This window comes from Xanthomonas sp. NCPPB 901, assembly GCF_056725085.1.
On the sequence record NZ_CM161511.1, the window covers coordinates 3,443,628 to 3,464,062 of the forward strand.

At 70.1% G+C, this 20,435-nt stretch carries 21 protein-coding genes; 13 read left to right on the top strand and 8 right to left on the bottom strand.

What is annotated here, in order from left to right; genetic code table 11:
- The first annotated feature begins 18 nt into the window (after window positions 1–18).
- From AC1PME_RS14380 to AC1PME_RS14410, 7 genes are all read left to right on the top strand, one after another.
- Window positions 19–489, top strand: coding sequence for an FKBP-type peptidyl-prolyl cis-trans isomerase (locus tag AC1PME_RS14380; protein WP_254458654.1), 471 nt, complete (start codon window positions 19–21; stop codon window positions 487–489).
- 124 nt (window positions 490–613) lie between these two features.
- Complete coding sequence (locus tag AC1PME_RS14385; RefSeq protein WP_481096225.1) at window positions 614–1,972, top strand: Hsp70 family protein; 1,359 nt, start codon at window positions 614–616, stop codon at window positions 1,970–1,972.
- A gap of 327 nt (window positions 1,973–2,299) precedes the next feature.
- On the top strand, window positions 2,300–2,626 hold the full coding sequence (locus AC1PME_RS14390; protein WP_307551560.1) for a YkgJ family cysteine cluster protein: 327 nt from the start codon (window positions 2,300–2,302) through the stop codon (window positions 2,624–2,626).
- A 16-nt stretch (window positions 2,627–2,642) separates the two neighbouring features.
- Entirely contained in the window at window positions 2,643–2,843 is a 201-nt protein-coding gene (locus tag AC1PME_RS14395; protein WP_254458657.1) for a hypothetical protein, read from the top strand.
- Between the two features lie 235 nt (window positions 2,844–3,078).
- The gene (locus tag AC1PME_RS14400) at window positions 3,079–3,873 is read left to right on the top strand and encodes an EAL domain-containing protein (protein WP_254458658.1); all 795 of its coding nucleotides are present in this window, start codon (window positions 3,079–3,081) and stop codon (window positions 3,871–3,873) included.
- A gap of 97 nt (window positions 3,874–3,970) precedes the next feature.
- Complete coding sequence (locus AC1PME_RS14405; protein WP_254458659.1) at window positions 3,971–4,549, top strand: mechanosensitive ion channel family protein; 579 nt, start codon at window positions 3,971–3,973, stop codon at window positions 4,547–4,549.
- Window positions 4,550–4,651: 102 nt separating this feature from the next.
- Window positions 4,652–4,915 carry a DUF2789 domain-containing protein gene (locus AC1PME_RS14410; RefSeq protein ID WP_254458660.1) on the top strand — a complete coding sequence of 88 codons (264 nt, stop codon included), beginning with the start codon at window positions 4,652–4,654 and terminating at the stop codon, window positions 4,913–4,915.
- A gap of 3 nt (window positions 4,916–4,918) precedes the next feature.
- Here the strand turns inward: AC1PME_RS14410 and AC1PME_RS14415 are convergent, their stop codons facing one another.
- Window positions 4,919–5,185 carry a DksA/TraR family C4-type zinc finger protein gene (locus tag AC1PME_RS14415; RefSeq protein ID WP_307551564.1) on the bottom strand — a complete coding sequence of 89 codons (267 nt, stop codon included), beginning with the start codon at window positions 5,183–5,185 and terminating at the stop codon, window positions 4,919–4,921.
- A 112-nt stretch (window positions 5,186–5,297) separates the two neighbouring features.
- Entirely contained in the window at window positions 5,298–5,831 is a 534-nt protein-coding gene (locus AC1PME_RS14420) for a DUF2058 domain-containing protein (protein WP_254458662.1), read from the bottom strand.
- A gap of 121 nt (window positions 5,832–5,952) precedes the next feature.
- Here AC1PME_RS14420 and AC1PME_RS14425 point away from each other — a divergent pair, with 121 nt between their 5' ends.
- Both AC1PME_RS14425 and AC1PME_RS14430 read left to right on the top strand, forming a co-directional pair.
- The gene (locus tag AC1PME_RS14425) at window positions 5,953–6,450 is read left to right on the top strand and encodes a YgjP-like metallopeptidase domain-containing protein (protein ID WP_481096226.1); all 498 of its coding nucleotides are present in this window, start codon (window positions 5,953–5,955) and stop codon (window positions 6,448–6,450) included.
- 69 nt (window positions 6,451–6,519) lie between these two features.
- Window positions 6,520–7,230 carry an rRNA pseudouridine synthase gene (locus AC1PME_RS14430; RefSeq protein ID WP_307551567.1) on the top strand — a complete coding sequence of 237 codons (711 nt, stop codon included), beginning with the start codon at window positions 6,520–6,522 and terminating at the stop codon, window positions 7,228–7,230.
- Window positions 7,231–7,317: 87 nt separating this feature from the next.
- On the opposite strand, the gene AC1PME_RS14435 is transcribed toward AC1PME_RS14430, so the two are convergent.
- Complete coding sequence (locus AC1PME_RS14435) at window positions 7,318–8,124, bottom strand: SGNH/GDSL hydrolase family protein (RefSeq protein WP_481096227.1); 807 nt, start codon at window positions 8,122–8,124, stop codon at window positions 7,318–7,320.
- Between the two features lie 432 nt (window positions 8,125–8,556).
- Here AC1PME_RS14435 and AC1PME_RS14440 point away from each other — a divergent pair, with 432 nt between their 5' ends.
- From AC1PME_RS14440 to AC1PME_RS14450, 3 genes are all read left to right on the top strand, one after another.
- Window positions 8,557–10,233, top strand: coding sequence for an outer membrane protein assembly factor BamB family protein (locus AC1PME_RS14440; protein WP_481096228.1), 1,677 nt, complete (start codon window positions 8,557–8,559; stop codon window positions 10,231–10,233).
- Between the two features lie 255 nt (window positions 10,234–10,488).
- Complete coding sequence (locus AC1PME_RS14445; protein ID WP_481096229.1) at window positions 10,489–11,889, top strand: trypsin-like serine peptidase; 1,401 nt, start codon at window positions 10,489–10,491, stop codon at window positions 11,887–11,889.
- A 133-nt stretch (window positions 11,890–12,022) separates the two neighbouring features.
- Window positions 12,023–12,187: a hypothetical protein gene (locus AC1PME_RS14450; protein WP_254458667.1), complete on the top strand. Its 165-nt coding sequence runs from the start codon at window positions 12,023–12,025 to the stop codon at window positions 12,185–12,187.
- Window positions 12,188–12,335: 148 nt separating this feature from the next.
- Here AC1PME_RS14450 and AC1PME_RS14455 read toward each other — a convergent pair whose 3' ends face one another.
- Complete coding sequence (locus AC1PME_RS14455) at window positions 12,336–12,509, bottom strand: DUF1328 family protein (RefSeq protein WP_254458668.1); 174 nt, start codon at window positions 12,507–12,509, stop codon at window positions 12,336–12,338.
- A gap of 461 nt (window positions 12,510–12,970) precedes the next feature.
- On the opposite strand from AC1PME_RS14455, the gene AC1PME_RS14460 reads away from it, so the two are divergent.
- On the top strand, window positions 12,971–13,459 hold the full coding sequence (locus AC1PME_RS14460) for a pyridoxamine 5'-phosphate oxidase family protein (protein ID WP_254458669.1): 489 nt from the start codon (window positions 12,971–12,973) through the stop codon (window positions 13,457–13,459).
- 171 nt (window positions 13,460–13,630) lie between these two features.
- Here AC1PME_RS14460 and AC1PME_RS14465 read toward each other — a convergent pair whose 3' ends face one another.
- From AC1PME_RS14465 to AC1PME_RS14480, 4 genes are all read right to left on the bottom strand, one after another.
- Window positions 13,631–14,788 carry a M50 family metallopeptidase gene (locus tag AC1PME_RS14465; RefSeq protein WP_481096230.1) on the bottom strand — a complete coding sequence of 386 codons (1,158 nt, stop codon included), beginning with the start codon at window positions 14,786–14,788 and terminating at the stop codon, window positions 13,631–13,633.
- Window positions 14,785–15,111 carry a hypothetical protein gene (locus tag AC1PME_RS14470; protein ID WP_307551576.1) on the bottom strand — a complete coding sequence of 109 codons (327 nt, stop codon included), beginning with the start codon at window positions 15,109–15,111 and terminating at the stop codon, window positions 14,785–14,787. The genes AC1PME_RS14465 and AC1PME_RS14470 overlap by 4 nt, the downstream gene beginning before the upstream one ends.
- Before the next feature lie 81 nt (window positions 15,112–15,192).
- Window positions 15,193–16,218, bottom strand: coding sequence for an HDOD domain-containing protein (locus AC1PME_RS14475; RefSeq protein WP_481096231.1), 1,026 nt, complete (start codon window positions 16,216–16,218; stop codon window positions 15,193–15,195).
- 421 nt (window positions 16,219–16,639) lie between these two features.
- On the bottom strand, window positions 16,640–20,224 hold the full coding sequence (locus AC1PME_RS14480) for a methylmalonyl-CoA mutase family protein (RefSeq protein WP_481096232.1): 3,585 nt from the start codon (window positions 20,222–20,224) through the stop codon (window positions 16,640–16,642).
- Window positions 20,225–20,435 lie beyond the last annotated feature (211 nt).

Consider the following 20,435-nt stretch of genomic DNA (forward strand, 5'->3'; position numbering starts at 1 on the left):
CACTGAACGAGGTTTCCCATGGAGATCGCCAACGGGCTTGTCGCCACCATCCACTACACCCTGACCGACGATGCGGGCGAGGTGATCGACCAGTCCTCGCCGGACAATCCGCTGAGCTACCTGCACGGCGCCGGCAACATCGTGCCGGGCCTGGAGAAGGCGCTGACCGGCAAGCGCACCGGCGAATCGGTCACCGCCGACGTGATCCCGGCCGAAGGCTACGGCCCGCGCCACGAACAACTGGTGCAGCAGGTGCCGCGCGGTTCGTTCCCGGATGCCGAGTCGCTGGCGCCGGGCATGCAGTTCCAGGCGCAGACCGACCAGGGCCCGCTGCTGGTCACCGTCACCGAGGTCGGCGACGAACTGGTGACCATCGACGGCAACCACCCGCTGGCCGGGCAGGTGCTGCATTTCGCGGTGGAAGTGGCCGGCGTGCGCGAGGCCACCGAGCAGGAAAAGAACCAGGGCCACGCCGGCGCCGCGCTGTAAGCGACCCGGTTCCGCCTTTCCCCACGAGGCCCGCCGATGCGGGCCTCGTGCGTTTTTCGGCCGCGCTTGCGTCGCGCCGCGGCTTGCCCCACAGTGCGCGGCCCCTCCCGCCCCCGGCACCGTCATGCGCCTCGGTATCGACTTCGGCACCAGCAATTCCGCCGCCGCCGCGGTGATCGACGGCCGCGTGGTGCCGATCGACTTCGGCGCGCAACAGCAGTTCCGCACCACGGTGTACTTCCCCGAGGTGATGCGCGACCCGGCCGAGTTCGACCTGACCCCGGCGCTGGAACGGCAGGTGGACGAGCTGATCGAGGCCGGCCGCCGCGATGCGCTCGCGGCCGGGCGCGAACGCAGCCCCGAGGCGCTGCGCCGCGATGCGATCCGGGTGGTGCGCCGGCAGTGGATGGAAGCGCAGATGCGCGAGCCGCGCAGTTCCGCGGCGCTGCTGCAGAACGCGGTCTACGGCGATGCCGCGCTGGACGCGTACTTCGTCGAGGGCGAAGGCAACCTGGTGCAGAGCCCCAAGTCGATGCTGGGCTACAACCTGCATCCGCGCGCGCGCCAGACCATCGCCGGCATCGCCGCGCACATTCTCGAACACATCCGCCTGACCGCCTCGCAGCAACTGGGCGTGCAGGTGCGCCGCGCCCTGCTCGGGCGCCCGGTGCAGTTCCGCAGCTCGATCGGCGAGGCCGGCAACGCGCAGGCGCTGGAGATCCTGCACGGCGCGGCGATCACCGCCGGATTCGACGAGGTCGCCTTCCTGGAGGAGCCGGCCGCCGCGGCGATGCACTACCACGCGGTCAGCCGCGAACGCCACGCCGCGGTGGTGGTGGACATCGGCGGCGGCACCACCGACATCGCCTACGCCAGCGTCGGCGGCGACGCTCCGCCGCAGGTGCACCGTGCCTGGGGCATCCCGCGCGGCGGTACCGACATCGACCTGGCGCTGAGCCTGGCCGGGTTCATGCCACAGTTCGGCCGCGGCCTCACCCGCGTGCCCTCGCACCACTACGTCGAAGCGGCGATGGTGCAGGACACCACCCGCCAGCGCGATTTCCGCCAGCACCGCTACGACGCCGTGCCGGCGCCATACGACACGCGCCTGCGGGCGTTGCAGGAGCCGGGCAACACCGCGCGCCTGTACCGCGCGGTGGAGCGCAGCAAGATCCGCCTCAGCGACGCCGAGCGGCACGAGGAAACGCTGGACTACATCGAGGCGGGGCTGCTGGTGCAGGTGCAGGCCGAGGAACTGGTGCAGGCCGCACGCAGCTACCTGGAGGCGCTGCAGGAACTGCTGGCGCAGGTGCGCCAGGACATCGGCGGCGAGCCGGCCGCGGTGTTCCTGACCGGCGGCATGTCGCGCGCCGGGTATCTGCAGCGCCTGGTCGCCGCCGCCTTCCCGCAGGCGCGCCTGGTCCACGGCGACCCCTCGTTCGGCGTGGTGCAGGGCCTGGCGCTGGCCGCGGCGCAGGCCTAGCGCCGCGCAGGCGGGCCGCGCGTTCCCGGCGCCTGCGACCGGCCTGCCGCACCACAGGGGCCGCCGCGCGGCCGGCACCGTTCACACTGCGCCGCAACAACTGGCGTAGCATGGCCCCACGCTTCAGCGTCATATCGCCACGCGCGTCTCGTCCGGCCGTTTCTGTCGCCCGACTCGCCTCCTCCTCGCGCCAACCTCCGTCCCGCTGCGGGCCGGATCCATCCGGAGCGCCATGTCCTTCGCCCCTGCCACGCTCCACGCCGAGCGTCTGGCCCTGCCGCTCCCGCCTCCATGCCGCCCGATGGCACCCGATCGCGATGGTCACGCATGAGCGCGGCCGCGCGGGACGCGACCGACACCGGCATCGCCTGCGACCGCTGCGACGCGATCTGCTGCCGCCTGACCGTGCTGGTGATGCCGGACGACCGCGTCCCCGAGCATCTCACCGAGCATACCCGCGAAGGCCTGCATGTGATGGCGCGCGACGAGGACGGCTGGTGCGTGGCGGTGGACGGCGCACGCATGTGCTGTTCGATCTACGAACTGCGCCCGGCGATCTGCCGCAAGTTCGCGATGGCCGGCCCGTACTGCCGCGACATCCGCCGCACCCACCACGAGCAGTTGACCCGCGGCATTCCCCTGACGATGTACTGACTGCAGGAGTTCCAGCATGGCACGCCCCACCAGCAACACCGCTTCGCCCAGCGCCAGAAACGCACGCGGCGCCAGCACCGCCGACAAGGCGCAGAAGGGCCTCAGCCGCGAGCGCATCGAGGCCGATCTGGCCGCGTTCCACCGCGCCGGCGGCCGGGTCGAGGTGCTCGGCACCACCCGCGTGCTGAAGAAGGTCGACGTCGCCGACGCCGGCTAGGCGCGCCTCGTCCCCCGGGCACGCCACGCTGCATTGCGCGTGCCAAGGAGACCAGGAACAACGCGGCAACGGACGCTTGCGCATGCCCGCGGGATCCACACCGCCACGGGCGCGCACCGCGACGGCGCGTCGGGGCGGGCCTGGCGGGCGCCCCGCCAGGCCAGGCCCGGAAAGCACGGCGCCGTCTTCACGAGGCAGGCGCATACTGCGATCTCTCCCCTCGTCTCGGTTCGGCATGCTCCTGCGCTCCCTGTCCGCGGAACTCGGCCAGCCCGCCTGCGGCAACTGCCGCGATGGCGAGCCGCTGGATTTCGCCGTGCGCATGGCGTTCCAGCCGATCGTCGATGCCGCCACACGCTCGCTCTACGCCTACGAGGCGCTGGTGCGCGGCGAGGACGGCAGCGGCGCGGCGGAGGTGCTGGCGCGGGTGCGCCCCGAGCAGCTGTACCGCTTCGACCAGACCTGCCGGGTGCAGGCGATCGCCACTGCCGCCCGCCTGGGCCTGCGCACGCGCCTGTCGATCAACTTCATTCCCAATGCGGTGTACGAGCCGGCGACCTGCATCCGCCTGACCCTGAAGGCGGCCGAGCACTTCGGCGTGCCGACCGGCGACCTGATCTTCGAGTTGAGCGAGTCCGAACGCATCGCCGACCTGCCCAAGGTCGTGCGCATCCTGCGCGATTACGCGCAGCGCGGCTTCCTCACCGCGATCGACGATTTCGGCGCCGGCCACTCCGGCCTGACCCTGCTCGCCGATTTCCAGCCGCACCTGATCAAGCTGGACATGGCGCTGATCCGCGGCATCGACGCCAGCGCCGCGCGCCGCCACATCGTCGGCGGCATCGTCGCGATGGCCGCGCCGCTGGGCTGCCGCGTGCTCGCCGAGGGCGTGGAGACGCCCGCCGAGTACCACGCGCTGCGCGCGCTGGGCATCGATCTCTACCAGGGCTATCTGTTCGCCAAACCTGCGCTGGAGGCGTTGCCGGACGTCACCGACGCCCAGTGGGACGCGCTGGAACGCGCCACCTGACTGCCGCATTGCGGTGCCGTACGCGGCCCGCTCCCGCACTTGCCCGCGACGGCCACGCTTGCGACCATCGCGGCTCCCCTGCGTTCTCCGATGTGCGATGCCCTCGCTGCATACCCTGCTGCCACCCTGGACCCACCGCTGGCTCGACGTGATCGTGCCCGGCGCGCAGATCGTGCTGATCGTGCTTGGCGCCTGGTTGCTGCGCACCGTGCTGCGGCGGCTGATCCGACGCCTGGGCGAGCACTACGCGCTGCCGCCGGAACTGGTGATGATGGCCCGCCGCGGCAGCGGCTTCGTCATCTACGCCGCGGCGCTGCTGCTGATCCTGGACCGCTTCGGCGTCTCCGGCACCGTATTGTGGACCGCCTTCACCGGGTTCGCCGCGGTCGCGGCCGTGGCGTTCTTCGCCGCCTGGAGCGTGCTGTCCAACATCTTCTGCGCGCTGCTGATCTTCACCACGCGGCCGTTCCGCCTGCACGACCACATCGAGTTGCTGGAGAACGGCGAGAAGCCGGGCCTGAAGGGCCAGGTGATCGACATCAACCTGATCTACACCACGCTGCGCGAGGAACGCGACGGCGACGGCGAGAGCGTGCTGCAGATCCCCAACAGCCTGTTCTTCCAGCGCAGCACGCGCCGCTGGCGCGGCCATCCGGTTCCGTCCGGACTGGGCTGAGCGCCGCGACGGCCCCACGCTGACGCCACGCACATGGCGCAGCGGGTATGGTCCACGCCAGTCGCCTCGCGCGGCCCTCTCCTCCTTCCGACCAGGTACCGCATGGAACCCGCCATTCACCCGTTCGCCGACCTCTTCGCCCAGCTCGGCCTGCCCAACAGCGAGCCGGAGATCCGCCGGTTCATCGCCCAGCACGCACCGCTGCCCGATGCCATGCGTCTGGAAGAGGCGCCGTTCTGGACGCCGGCGCAGGCGCAACTGCTGCGCGAGGAGCGTCTGGAAGACGCCGACTGGGCGATCGTGGTCGATCAGCTCAACATCGCGCTGCATGCGCAGCCGACGCCGGGCGCCGACCGCGCCCACTGAGCGTCAACGCAGCTGGCTGTCCTTGCTGCCGCGGCGGTTGTAGCCGCTGTGCTCGTGCTGCGCGCGGTCCTGCGCGTCCTGGCAGGCCACGCACAGGCGCACGCCCGGCACCGCCTTGCGCCGCGCCTCGGGGATCGGCGCGTCGCAGTCCTCGCAATGGCTCAGTCCCGCGCCCTGCGGCAATTGGCTGCGCGCCCGCTTGATCGCATCCTCGACGGTCGCATCGATCTGGTCCTGCACCGCGCCGTCGCCTGCCCACCCAGTGGCCATGGTCGTCTCCGCACTGTTGCCTTGCCTGGATGATGCGGCCGGCGCCGGCGAATGCAATGCACGCCGGCTTCACCTTCCCCGGACGTTCATGGGGCGCCGCGCGGCGTCCGCCTCACCAGATCAGGTCGTCCGGCACCTGGAAGCGGGCGTAGTAGGGATCGTCCTCGCCGCTGGCCGGCGGTGCCGCCAGCGCGTCGAAGGCGATGGTCGCCGGGTCGCGGCCCACGATCTTCTCCACCACCGCGCGCGGGATCGGCACGTAGCCGGCATCCAGCCGTGCGATCACCACGCTGCCGGCGATCAGCTGCGCGCGCAAGGCCGCATCCACCCGCAGCCGCTGGATCTTGCCGGCATCGGTGAAGTGGTAGTCGATCTCGCCGTCGGCCTTGAGCTTGTGGCTCTCGACCAGTTGCCGCGCCTGCGCGCGCTGCTCCTGCACGCGGGCCTGCGCATTGCGCTCGGCCGACAGTGCCCGGTCGCGCTCCACCCGCTCCTGCCGCAGCCGCTCGCTCTCGCGCTGCTCGGCGCTGGGCGGCGGCGGGGTCTTGCCCTGGCGCGCCTTGGCCTGCTCGCGCGCGACCTGCGCCACCTGGCTCTTCTTCACCAGGCCGGCCTTGAGCAGTTGCTCCTGCAGGGGATTGCGCATCGGAAGCGTCCACGGACTCGGATTCGGAAAGCGCATGATACCCGCAGCGCCGGCACCCGCCCGCGAAGCCCCAGGCCCGCGGCGGTTACGCGTGCAACGCGCGGCACGCTAAGGTGGCGGCATGGACACACTGCGCTATCTCGTCGGCTACCCACCCCAGGTCCTGGACCAGGTGCGCGAGCTGATCGCGCGCCAGCGCCTGGGCGACTGGCTGCGCAGCCGCTACTCCGAGGCCAACGCGGTACGCACCGACCGCCAGCTGTACGACTACACCCAGGCGCTGAAGGACCGCTGCATGCGCAGCGCCGAGCCGTTGCACAAGGTGAGCTACGACAATCGCCTGCAGGCGGTGAAGCACGCGTTGGGCACCCACACCACGGTGTCGCGGGTGCAGGGCAGCAAGCTCAAGGCCAGCCGCGAGATCCGCATCGCCGGCGTGTTCCGCGATGCGCCGGCGTCCTTCCTGCCGATGATCGTCGCCCACGAACTGGCGCACCTGAAGGAAAGCGCGCACAACAAGGCCTTCTATCAGCTGTGCGTGCACATGGTGCCGGACTACCACCGGCTGGAATTCGACCTGCGCCTGTACCTGACCCAGTTGGAACTGGACGCGCGCTGAGACGCCGCCGCGTGGCGGCGCCCGCTCGCGGCCCGTACACTGCGCGCCCGACCGATCGTTGCAGTGCCGATGTCCAGCCCCGTCCGTCTCGACAAGCATCTCGCCGCCCTGCTGCCGTGTTCGCGCGGCGAGGCGCAGCAGTACATCGAGGGCGGCTGGGTCAGCGTCGACGGCGTGGTGGTCGAGGAGCCGCAGACCCCGATCACCACCCAGCGGGTGACGCTGGCGGCGGACGCGCAACTCGGCCCGGCGCAGGCGGTCACGCTGCTGCTGCACAAACCGGCCGGACTGCGTGCCGAAGACGCGCTCGCGCTGGCCACGCCCGGCCACCGCAGCGCGCTGGATGCCGGCGATGTACGCATGCTCAAGCGCCATTTCCTGCGCCTGAGCGTGCCATTGCCGCTGGAGACCGAGGCCAGCGGACTGCTGGTGCTGAGCCAGGACCGCCGCGTGCTGCGACGGCTGAGCGAGGACGCGGCCACGCTGGAACAGGAATTCGTGGTGGAGGTGAGCGGCACGTTGCAGCCCTACGGCCTGCACCGGCTCGCGCACGGGCTGCGCCATGGCCCGCGCACGCTGCCGCCGTGCAAGGTCAGCTGGCAAAGCGAACAGCGCCTGCGGTTTGCGATCAAGCACGTGCAACCGGGCCAGTTGCGCGACATGTGCGCGCAGGTCGGACTGCAGGTGAGCGGGCTGCGCCGCCTGCGCATCGGCCGCATTCCGTTGGGCAAGCTGGCGCCGGGCGAATGGCGCTATCTGCCGGATGGCGAGCGGTTCTGAGCGATTGCGGTTGCGGCCTCGCCGATCAGTGTTGCCCGCGCCCCGACCCTCACCCCCTCTCCCGGGGGGGAGAGGGGCCAAGGCGGCTCAGGGCTGCGCCAGCGCGCGCTGGATCGCCTGCTCGGCCAGCGGCGCCATCACCGCATAGCCGGCGGTGTTGGGGTGCACGCCGTCGATCGCCACGGTCTTGTCCATGCCGCCGTCGCGGTTGCTCAGCTTGCTGTAGTAGTCCAGGTACACCGCGCCCTGCTGCTGCGCGTAGTGCTGCATCCAGGTATTGAGCGCACGCACCTTCTGCGCCGGCTGCAGGCCCGGCCGCCACGGATAATCGGTGACCGGCAGCACCGAGGCCAGCACCACCTTGATGTGGTGGGCCTGGGCCAGTTCGGTCATCGAACGCAGGTTGTCCTCGATCATCTCCAGCGTCGACAGCCCGGTGTTGCCGGCCAGATCGTTGGTGCCGGCCAGGATCACCACCACCGCCGGCTTCAGGTCGATCACGTCCTGGCGGAAGCGCACCAGCATCTGCGCGGTGGTCTGCCCGGAAATGCCGCGGTTGACGTAGGCGGACGTGCCGGGGAAGAACGTCGTGCCTTCGCGGCGGCCCCAGGCATCGGTGATGGAGTCGCCGTAGAACACCACGCGCGGCGCATCCGCTGCCGGCGCCGGCAGCGCGGCATTGTCGGCGCGATAGCGCTGCAGTTGCGCCCAGTCCAGCAGGCGCTGCTGCATCGCCTTCACTTCGTCGGGCTTGAGCGTGTCCGGCGCACGCGTGTACAGCGCATCGACCTTGCCCTCCAGCGCCGCGGTGGACGCGGGCGTCGCCGCCTGCACGGCACCGGCTGCAGTGGCGCACAGCGCGATGGCGATGGACAACAGCGAGGGGCATTTCATCGAGGCGTTCCTTGTGCGGACAACAGTGATCGCGCAGTGTAACCAAGCACCCGCATCGCCCATGCGGCAGTGCCGCAGCGACAGCGGTTCATCGTCCGGCGACCTTGCGATTCAGCCCGCGCTCACGCGGCCAATCCCGCGCGAAGGATCGATCGTGCATATCGCCGCGCGCCACACGCCACGGCCATTGCCGTGCGGGTCGATGCTCGGCACCACCGTGCCGCGACCGCCATCGCACCTCGCGTCGGTATGCGTCACGCGCGTGCCGGCACCATGACGGGGCGGTGCCGCCGCCATCGTTTTTCGCTATCGACGCAACCTTTTGCGCGCGCCCTAACTTTTTCGTAAGTACATGACACGCAAGGATTTCCGCTTCTAGGATGGCCGCGGACGTGACGGGGGGATCCTCACTCCCAAGCCCGAAGGACATCCATGAAAACGCGTGATGCACACCAGAACCACTCCCGCCTGCGGCTGGCGCTGATTCCCGGCTTGATGTTCAGCGCAATGGCGATGGCGCAGTCCGCAGGCACCGCAGCGGCGAGCGCCGACACCACCGCCGCCAGCGCGCAATGGCGCAGCACGTTCTCCGGCGGCACGCCGTTCGCGACGCACAGCCTCTGGGACAGCGCCGGCGGCGGCTTCCTCAACACCCGCTTCGCGCCCGGCGAATGGCAGATCACGCCGTCCAACGCGGCGCGCCTGAAGACCGCGTGGACCTTCACCACCCAGGGCGACGTGTCGGCCACGCCGACCGTGCAGGGCACGGCGCTGTACGTGCCGGACTGGGGCGGCCAGCTGTATCGCATCGACACCGACCTGGGCACGGCGGTGTGGCAGGTGAAGCTGGCCGACTACACCGGCATCGCCGGCTCGCTGTCGCGCAACAGCCCGGCGATCGCGCGCGACAGCGTCCTGGTCGGCGACCAGGCCAGCGGCACCGTGCTGGCGATCGACAAGAGCACCGGCAAGCTGCTGTGGAAGACCCTGGTCGAGTCCAACCCGCAGGCACGCATCACCGCCTCGCCGGTGATCTACGGCGACCGCGTGTACGTCGGCGTCTCCTCCGGCGACTGGGGCGGGCTGAGCGCCGGCTACAAGTACTCCTTCCGCGGCAGCGTCGCCGCCCTGGACCTGAAGACCGGCAAGCTGCTGTGGAGCTTCCGCACCACGCCGGAAGGCTATACCGGCGCGTCGGTGTGGGGCACGCTGGCGATCGACCCGCTGCGCCAGCGCGTCTACGCCACCACCGGCAACAACTACTCGGTGCCGACCGACGTGGCCAGCTGCGTCAAGAACGCCAACGGCGACAAGACCGCGCAGCTGGCGTGCATGGCGCCGGACAACTACGTCGATTCGGTACTGGCGCTGGACATGCGCAGCGGCAAGCCGGTGTGGACGCGCCGCCTGCAGGGCGCCGATGCGTGGTCGCTGTCGTGCCTGGTCGCACCGACCAATGGCCTGTGCCAGGACCCGCAAGGGCCCGACTACGACTTCAGCGGCGGCGGCGCCAACCTGTTCACGGTGATCCGCAACGGCAAGCCGCAGGCGCTGGTCGGCGCCGGGCAGAAGAGCGGCGTGTACTGGGCCTTCGATGCCGACAGCGGACAGACCGTGTGGTCGACCCAGGTCGGCCCCGGCGGCACCGCCGGCGGCATCGAATGGGGCTCGTCGGTGGATCCGTTCGCCGCACGCGTGTACGTGGCCATCAACAACAACGGGCACACGCCGTACACGCTGGCGCCGGGCAATACCGAGACCTGGAACGCCGGCTCCTGGGCCGCGCTGGATGCGAGCAGCGGCAAGATCCTGTGGCAGGTCAAGGTGCCGGGCACCGATCCGGTGCAGACCGCGTTCGGCGCCGGCGGCCGCGGCCCGCTGGCGTCGTCGCCGGGCCTGGTCTATGCCGGTTCGATGTCCGGCGCGATGACCGTCCTCGACGCGAAGACCGGCACCACCCTGTGGAGCTTCGATGCCGGCGGCTCGGTGTCCAGCGCACCGGCGATCGTCGATGGCGCGGTGTACTGGGGGGCCGGCTACAGCCGCTTCAACTTCGGCACCGGGGTCAACAAGCTGTACAAGTTCGTGCCGTCGAACCGGCGCCGCTGAGCGCGCGCTGCTTCGCGTCACGGCGTTCGCATCGCCTCTCCCGCACACGCGGGAGGGGCTTTTTTATGCCTCACGCATAACCCGCCGTCACACGCAATGTGTGCAGCTGTCTACGAAACCGGCCTCCCGAGCGTGACGTCGGGCACGCATTGGTCGTGGCGTCGCCCGTAGCCTCGGCAGGCACCCTGAACTCGGGTGCAACGGCATCCGGTCCCCTGCCGGATGGTCTCGTCCCTCTTCGCAGAAGGAAGATCGATGAATCGCAAGCATGCGTTGTACATGGCGTTGCTGGCCGGTATTGCCGGCCTGTCCCCCGTCGCCATGGCTGCCACTCCCCCAGCAGCCGAGATGGATTCCGCCCCGGTCCAAGCGCGTCCGGATGCCGCCGCGCTCGGCGGCGCGGAACTGCGCAGCCTCACCTCGGGCAGCGCGCACGCGCCGCGCCTGATCGAACTGGCCGCACCCGACAGCACCAAGGCCGCCGCGATGAAGCAGGCGCGCGGGCAGCAGGTCAAGAACGGCCAGCCGCTGCAGATCGGCTTTTCCCGCGACATCGCCAAGCCCGAGATCAACCTGCGCCGCCTGCGCTGGCAGACCCTGCCCAATGGCGCCCAGGTCACCAGTTTCGAAATCGTCTCGACCAACGCGCAGGCGCTGCGCGCGGCGCTGCAGCTCAGCGGCAGCGGCGCCCAGCCCGGCGATCCGGGCAAGGCGACGCTGCGCTTCGCCGGCGAGGACGGCCGCGTGTTCCAGCAGAGCGGCGCCGATTTCGCCGGCAGCCAGCCCGGTTGGTCGGCGGTGATCGCCGGCGCGCGCATGGTGGTGGAGATCGAACTGCCGGCCGGCCAGTATCCGCAGGGCTTCGCGCTGAAGATCCCGCAGCTGTCGCACCTGGACATCAGCCCGGTCGCCAGCGACACGATGATGCGGCCGATGATCGGCGAGAGCGATTCGTGCGAGCGCGACATCGTCTGCCGCGCCAATCCGACCTCCGGCTTCACCTCGGCGGCCAAGTCGGTGGCGCGGATGACCTTCACCAGCGGCGGCAGCACCTACCTGTGCACCGGCACCCTGCTCAACAACAGCAATTCGCCGAAGAAGCCGCTGTTCTGGACCGCGGCGCACTGCATCAGCACCCAGGCCGTGGCCAACACGCTGCAGACCTACTGGTTCTACGACGCCACCACCTGCGGTGGCTCCACGGTCAACTCCAACTACACCACGCTCGGCGGCGGCGCCTACCTGCGCCATGCCAACACCACCCGCGACACCTCGCTGCTGGAGCTGAAGAGCACCCCGCCCAGCGGCGCGTTCTACGCGGGCTGGAGCAGTTCGGCGATCGGCTCGACCGGCACCGCGATCGAAGGCATCCACCACCCCGCCGGCGACGTCAAGAAGTATTCGCTGGGCACGGTCACCGCACTGTCCACCTCGGCCGGCGGCAGGTCGCCGCTGTACCGCGTGCAGTGGAACACCGGCGTCACCGAAGGCGGCTCGTCCGGCTCCGGCCTGTTCACCGTCAACAGCAGCGGCGCCTATCAGTTGCGCGGCGGCCTGTATGGCGGCAGCTCGTACTGCAGCGCCCCGAACGATCCCGACTACTACTCGCGCTTCGCCGACGTGTATTCGTCCATCCAGCAGTACCTGAGCCCGTAAGCCAAGGTCCGGGAGGGCCGTACTCCCGCACCTGCGCCTAGGACAGGCCGTCCCGACGACGGCCTGTCCGTTTCGCACGCCAGCGCCGCGCAGCGCGCTACACTCATGCCATTCCCCAGACGGCAGAAACGCATTGGCCAAGCCCAACTATTCCTTCGAAAAGCGTCAGCGCGAGCTGGCCAAGAAGAAACAGCAGGAAGAGAAGGACGCGCGCAAGCGCGAAGCACGCGCAGCGGCCAAGCCCGCGTCCGACGACAGCACCACGTCGGACAACGCTGACACTCCGAACGACGCCTAGACGTCCACCGGCCCACGCCGGGCACGCGGGCGCCGACGCGATGCGTCGCGTCCGTCGATGCTGCAGCACGGCGTCCGCGCTGCAGTCCAAGGCGGGGCGCCCTGCCCGCCGCGCGGTCGAGCACCCTTGTTCAACGGATCTTCTCGGCTCAACTGACCTTCTTGGCCAGCATCGTGCCGAGCACGAACAGCACCAGGGCGATGACGATACCGGCCCAGAACAGGAACTTGGCGACGCCCATCGCCGCGCCCGCCACGCCGCTGAAGCCGAGCGCGCCGGCGATGAGTCCGATGATGGCGATGATGATGGCCCACTTGATCATGATGCGGTCTTCCCGGTAACGAGGACATGCGCAAGCCGTGGCGGCGTGCGCGGGCGCCGGCACGCGGCCGACGCTCGTCGCGCAGACTAGCCAGCACGGCATGCGCACGCGGTGAAACGCGGATGCACGCGCCGTGCACGGTGCGGCGCGCCGTGAACCATTCCGCGCGGCGCAGCCAGCCCGCCAGAAACTCTGGCGCTCGAACCACCACAACTGTGGAGTACAGATCGCACGATGCCCTGGCGACCTCCTTGCGAACGATGGGCGCCCCCGACAGGGCCGCACCGCCGACGATGCCGTGCAGCGCTGCGCGGCGCTCCAGCGCACACCGCACCACAGCCCGTGCCTACAGCGCCGCGCGCGCACTGACTCTCCACATCGCCTGCACCCTCCCATCACGGACCGCGCGCGCCCACCCCGGCACAGTGCAGGCGGGCACTGTCGCCCGCTCGGAGATCCACATGGCCAGCCCGCAGGAACTGGAAGAGAAATTCTGGAAGGCACTGAAGTCCGACCGCACCGTGATGCTGGGCCTGGACGGCGTCGAGGACGGCCACGCGCGGCCGATGACCGCGCAGTTCGAGGGCGATCACGGCGGCCCGATCTGGTTCTTCACCTCCAAGGACAACGCGCTGGTGCAGAAGCTCACGCAGAGCCAGCGGGTGATCGCGGCGTTCAGCGCCAAGAACCACGACCTGTTCGCCAGCATCAGCGGCACGCTCAGCGTGGACAACGACCAGGCGGTGATCGAGCGCCTGTGGAACGGCTTCATCGACGCCTGGTACGAACAGGGCAAGGACGATCCCAAGCTGGCGCTGCTGCGCCTGGATCCGGATCACGCGCAGATCTGGCTCAACGGCTCCAGCCTGGTGGCCGGCATCAAGGTGCTGTTCGGCATCGACCCCAAGCGCGACTACCAGGACAAGGTCGCCGACGTGCCGCTGCGCTGAGGCAGACGCGCTCGCCACGCCACCGGCGCACCGGCTGCATGCGTGCAGCCGGAACGCGCTGCGACGCAGGCCGCCTCCGGCCTGCTTGGCACATGACTCCTACATAAGGGGGCAAAATCGCGCCGCGCTTCGTGCAGGCAGCGCACGGCGGCGGCCATGCTGGAGCACGGGTCATTCGGCCTGCGGACATGCCTGCCGACGGATCGCATCGCGCAGCACCGCTTCGGTGGTCCGCAGGGCGCGATCGACCTGATCGTCGGCCGCCGCCTCCGCCAGGCGCAACCACGCCTGCGCGGCCGCAGCGTCGCCGCGCCGCACGGCCATCAACGCTTGGCAGCGCGGGCGCAGCGCAGGGGCGATCCAGTCGGCGTCCGCCGTCAGTCCCGCATCCAGCAGCTCGACCTCGGCGCTTCCCGCCATTGCGCGCGAAAACGCGAATTCGCACCGCAGCAGCATGACGAGCGTGTCCCAGTGCGCGGCCGCGGGTCCCGCCTCGGCGAGGCGCTGTTCCATCTGCGGTTGCAGGTCCGCCGCCTCCCGCCACTGGCCACGCTGTTGCGCCGCCTTCAACGCGAACCAGCTGTGGCACAGGGCCAGATCGCTGCGTGCCAGCACGTCCAGGCGGGACGGCGGCAGCTTGTCCGCGGTGACGCCCTTGCACGTCCACCCATTGAGTTCGGCGAGCACGTATGCCGGCGCATCCGCGTCGCGCCACTGCGCGACATTCACCCACTGCAAGCCGTCGGTCGCTCCCGAGCGGCCCTGCACCGGCAACAGATTGATCAGCGCAACCGCCAGGTTGAACACGCCGACGCCAACGCAGAATGCGCCCAGGTTGCTGTCCACCCCGGCGCCTCGCGCGGCGAGCCATGCGATCGCGGCCACCAGCAGATTGGCCGCCGGCCCACCGGCGATCGTCAATCGATACTGCCTGCACAGCGGCAGGGCGGGATCCGGCACAGGCAACACGAAGCCCATCGGTTGGCCGGGGCGAGCGCGCCGCCAGCGCATTCTCCAGCCACGGCGGCGCGCATGCAGTTGCAGCGGACCGAGATGGATCAGGTAGACGATCATGCCCGCGGCCCGCGCAGCCAACGCATGACCGCACTCGTGCAGCGCGACCGTCGCCATGGTCGCGAGCGGAAGACTGAGCACTATCACCGGCAGTTCGACCATACCCGGCGCCCAGACGCCGTGGACCAGGGCGATGGCGCCGACCGCCATCGCCGAGACGCCGATCAACAGCAACACACCCTGCACGCCGGTCAGCAGCCGATTGAGCCAAGGCGCTGGCATCCACGCACCGCGTTTCGTCCCGGCCAAGCTCATGGCCGGCTCCACGCGGCACCGAGCGGCCACCTGGCAGCGACGCACGCACGCGCCGCGAACAGGGGGCCGCCTGCATGGACGGCGATCGGCGCCAACAACGCCAGCAAGCAAAGCGGCATCGATGCCAGCGCCGGCGCGACGTCGTGCGCCAAGACGCCGCCCGCGGCCAGCGCCAGGCTGCCGACGCGCAGCATGACCCCGCGAATGCGCCTCGGCACGCGCGAGCGCCGGGCAAACGCAGTCCATGGCATGGGCGTCGCGTCCCCGACGCTGATCCGCGCCCGCGTCGCCGCACGCGGTGTCGCGTCGCCGTCCACGACCATGTCCTGCCGCCTCGCCGAATGGCCAAGCGCCGCTGCCGCACGGTTCGGCCAATCGCGGGATGCACCAGCCAACGGCGCCACCTAGCGGCGGTAGCGCGCCGCCAGCTGCGCGGCGGCAGTGGCGCGATGGCGGCGCAGCGCCAGCCCGAGCGGACTCATGCTCGCGACCTCGGCATCGCCCGCCTGTTCCTCCAGCGCCCGCTGCACCCGCGGCGACAGGCCCCAGTCGGTGGAAATCGCCTTGGCGCAATGCGACGACCAGGTCTCCAGCATCTCGGTCATCGCCGCCGGCGTGGGCGCCACCTCGCCGTGGCGTGCGTAGGCATCGCGCAACACCTGCACCACCGCGACCGCACCCAGCCCGCACAGCAGGGCCAGCAATTGCGCCGCGTTGGCATCCTCGCGGTCCGGCACGTGGGCGGCGGCGTGCGCCGACAGCAGGGTGTGTTCCCACAGGATCGCCGCACAGCGGCCGAAGACGCTGCCGTCGTCGACGATCACCGGCTGCAACAGGGCCGCCAGCACGATCTGGCGCAGGCCCTCGGTGCCGAGCAGGGCCACCGCCCGTTCCAGGTTCTCGATCGGCTCGGGATGGCGGCGGTAGACCACGCTGTTGGCGATGCGCAGCAGGTTGCCGGCCAATGCCGGGTCCTGGCCCAGGATCGTGGAGATGGCGTGGGCGCCGGCGGCCGGATCGTTGATCGCGCGGGTGAGCTGCGGCAGCAGGTGCGGGCGCCGCGGCGTATAGCGCGGATGCGCGTCGATGCGCGCCAGCACCGCGGCGGCCTCGGCCATGACCGTCGGGGCGGCCGCTCCCGCCGCAGTCGCGGGCCGGTCGGCGAACGCCAGCTCGCACAGGCGCGCGAGGATCGCCGCGTCCGCTACCGGATCCAGGTCGAGCAGGGCTGGGTCGGCGAATGGGTCGACGCCCGACTCCGCCTCGGCAACAGGCGCGACCGCAGCGGCGCGTGCGGGTGCCGCCGGCGCATCGGGCAAATCGGCCTGCTCGGAGGCGGCGCGCGCCTGCGCGGCATCGCCACCACGGCGCAGCCACCACCAGATTCCGGCCCCCAGCCCCAGCACCAGCGCACTGATGGCAATCCACATGATTGGCACGATCGTCGTCATCCGCAAAACATCGCCAGGTCCCCGCGCCCGGCCACCGGTGCGCGCCCCCCCCGGCGCGCCGTGTCATTCAAGCACGCCGCACAGGCTTCTGCGCAACGCCGACGTGATGCGGTGGCCCACCGCTATCAGGCGGTCATGGACAACGCGCGATCGCGCCGCCCAGTCACAAGCAAGCGGCGTGCCGCAGCGCCGGCCATTCTCGCGCCTGTTGTGCGCGGATACTGGCCGCCCACTGCATCACTGTCTGGTTGATCTGGCCAAGACTCTGGATCTTGACCGCTTCCATCTGGGCGGCGAGTGCGCCGCGCAGGCTCAGTGCGGCGCCAGCTCGGGCGCCGCGCGATCGCCGTATTCAGAGCACCCGCGCCAGCTTCCAGCCGCCCGGGTCCTGCCGCCACACCTACATGTTGCGCCGATACTCGCCGCCCACCTCGTACAGCGCGTGGCTGATCTGGCCCAGGCTATGGGTCTTGACCGCCTCCATCAACGCCGCGAACACGTTGCGGCGCTCGCGCGCGGTACGCTGCAGCGCGCCCAGGCCGGCGCCGTCGTCGGCCAGCGCCAGCGCGTTGCGGCGCCGCTGCCAATCCTGCACGTTGCCGATCTGCTGATCCTTCTCCTGCTCGGTGGAACGGATCAGCTCGATCTCGGTCGCGGTCTCGCCGGCGTGCTCCTTGGGCAGGAATGTATTGACCCCGACCAGCGGCAGGCTGCCGTCGTGCTTCTTGTGTTCGTAGTACAGGCTCTCTTCCTGGATCTTGCCGCGCTGGTACATGGTGTCCATCGCGCCGAGCACGCCGCCGCGCTCGCTGATCGCCTCGAACTCCTTGTACACCGCCTCCTCGACCAGGTCGGTGAGCTGCTCGACGATGAAACTGCCCTGCCAGGGGTTCTCGCAGAAGTTCAGCCCCAGCTCCTTGTTGATGATCATCTGGATCGCCACCGCGCGGCGCACGCTCTCCTCGGTCGGCGTGGTGATCGCCTCGTCGTAGGCGTTGGTGTGCAGGCTGTTGCAGTTGTCGAACAGCGCGTACAGCGCCTGCAGCGTGGTGCGGATGTCGTTGAACTGGATCTCCTGCGCGTGCAGCGAGCGGCCCGAGGTCTGGATGTGGTACTTCATCATCTGGCTGCGCTCGTTGCCGCCGTAGCGCTCGCGCATCGCCCGCGCCCAGATGCGCCGCGCCACCCGGCCGATCACCGTGTACTCCGGGTCCATGCCGTTGCTGAAGAAGAAGCTCAGGTTCGGCGCGAAGTCGTCGATGTGCATGCCGCGCGCCAGGTAGTACTCGACGATGGTGAAGCCGTTGCTGAGGGTGAAGGCGAGCTGGCTGATCGGGTTCGCCCCGGCCTCGGCGATGTGGTAGCCGGAGATCGACACCGAGTAGAAGTTGCGCACCTTCTGCTCGACGAAATACTGCTGGATGTCGCCCATCATGCGCAGCGCGAACTCGGTGCTGAAGATGCAAGTGTTCTGCGCCTGGTCCTCCTTGAGGATGTCGGCCTGCACCGTGCCGCGCACGCTGGACAAGGTCTGCGCCTTGATCTGCGCATAGGTCGGCGCGTCCACCAGCTGGTCGCCGCTGACCCCGAGCAGGGCCAGGCCGAGGCCGTCGTTGCCCGGCGGCAGCGCGCCGTGATAGCGCGGGCGTTCGCGGCCTTCGAACAACTGCGCCAGGGTGCGCTCGGCCTGCGCCCAGCGCTGCGCGTCGCCCTTGAGGTACTTCTCCACCTGCTGGTCGATGGCGGTGTTCATGAACATCGCCAGGATCATCGGCGCCGGGCCGTTGATGGTCATCGACACGCTGGTGGTCGGCGCGCACAGGTCGAAGCCGGAGTACAGCTTCTTCATGTCGTCCAGGGTCGGGATGTTGACCCCGGAGTTGCCGATCTTGCCGTAGATGTCCGGGCGCGGCGCCGGGTCCTCGCCGTACAGGGTGACGCTGTCGAAGGCGGTGGACAGGCGCGCCGCCGGCTGGCCGACGCTCAGGTAGTGGAAGCGCCGATTGGTGCGCTCGGGCGTGCCCTCGCCGGCGAACATGCGGATCGGGTCCTCGCCGCTGCGACGGTACGGATACACGCCGCCGGTGTACGGATAGCTGCCGGGCAGGTTCTCCTTGCCGAGGAAGGTCAGCAGTTCGCCCCAGCTCTTGTAGCGCGGCGCGGCGATCTTCGGAATGGACTGATGGCTCAGCGACTGCCGGTAGTTCTCCACCCGGATCGACTTGCCGCGCACCGCGTATTCGGTGACCGGGTCGGTGATCGACTTCAGCCGTTGCGGCCACTCGCGCAGCAGCCTCAGCGACGCATTGGAGAGCGACTGCAGTGCATCGTTGTAGCGCTGGCGCAGCAACAGCAGGCTCATGTCCACGGCGTCAGCGGATGCATCGGCGGCGGTGCGCGGCGCCGGCAGCAGGTCGTGCGCCGCATACAGCTCCAGCTGCGCCGGCAGCTGTGGATCCTGCAGCTCGTGCAAGGCCCGCCAGAACGCCTGCGCCCGGTCGGCGGCCTCGGCCTGGCGCTGCACCCCGGCATTGAGCGCCCGCCCCTGCTCGGCGATCTCGGCCAGGTAGCGCACGCGCGCGCCGGGAATCAACACGGTGGCGCGCGGCTCCTTCAGCGTCGTGTCCAACTGCGGGCGGAAATCGCAGTGCACCGGTGCGCCTGCCACGGCCTCTGGCTGCGTCGCTAGCTTCTCGCGCAGCAGGCGGCACAGATTGACGAACATCCAACTCACGCCGGGGTCGTTGAACTGGCTGGCGATGGTCGGATACACCGGCACCGCTTCATCGTCCAACTGGAATGCCGCACGGTTGCGCCGCCACTGCTTGCGCACGTCGCGCAGCGCGTCCTCGGCGCCGCGCCGGTCGTACTTGTTCAGCACCACCAGCTCGGCGAAGTCGAGCATGTCGATCTTCTCCAGCTGGCTCGGCGCACCGTAGTCGCTGGTCATCACGTACACCGGGAAATCGACCAGATCGACGATCTCCGAATCGCTCTGGCCGATGCCGGCGGTCTCCACGATCACCAGGTCGTAGCCGATGCCCTTCAGCAGCGCGATGCAGTCCTTCAGCACCCGGTTGGTGGCGGCGTGCTGGCGCCGCGTGGCCATCGAGCGCATGTACACGCGCGGGCTGCGCAGCGCGTTCATGCGGATGCGGTCGCCGAGCAACGCACCGCCGGTGCGGCGCCGGCTGGGGTCCACCGACACCACCGCGATGCGCATCTGCGGGAAGCTGGCCAGGAAGCGGTTGAGCAATTCGTCGGTGACCGAGGACTTGCCGGCGCCGCCGGTGCCGGTCAGGCCGAGCACGGGCGCGATGCGCCCGCTGCGAGCCCCGGGGCCCGGGATCCGGGGCTCGGCAGGGCGAGGCAGACCGGATTGCCATTGCTTGCGCAGCAGGGCCAGTTCGGCCTCGGAGAACGCGCCGTCTTCGATGGCCGACAGCATCCTGCCGATGCCGATCTCGTCGTCGATGCCGGGAATCGAGGTGCCGGCTTGCTCCGGGTCCCGGGTCGCGGCTCCCGCGTCCCGTGCGCGCCCTGCACGCGCCACCACGTCCTCGATCATCTCCACCAGGCCCATCTTCATGCCGTCGTTCGGGTGGTAGATGCGCTCCACGCCATAGGCCTGCAGCTCGGCGATCTCTTCCGGGGTGATGGTGCCGCCACCGCCGCCGAACACCCGCACGTGGCCGGCGCCGCGCGCGCGCAGCATGTCCACCATGTACTTGAAGTACTCCACGTGGCCGCCCTGGTAGGACGACAGCGCGATCGCGTCGGCGTCCTCCTGCAGCGCGGCGCGGACCACGTCCTCGACGCTGCGGTTGTGGCCGAGGTGGATCACTTCGGCGCCCTGCGCCTGGATCAGGCGGCGCATGATGTTGATCGCCGCATCGTGGCCGTCGAACAGGCTGGCGGCGGTGACGAAACGCAAGGGACTGGCGTCCGTCTGCGGCAACGGAACGCGGGACGCGGGAATGCTCATCGGACGGACATCGAAAAGAGAATGTCCCGATTCTAGGCGCGCGGCGCGGCGCGGGCAGGTTGCGCTGCAGCATGCGCGCCCGCGGCGGCGGTCCCGCCGCTCGGCGCCAGCGCCTGGCTATCCGCTGCATGAATGCGCGCCGGCGACGCGGTCAACAGCCGCGCCGGCCGCGGCGTTTCCTCCCGCATCGGCACCCCGCCGATGCCTTCGG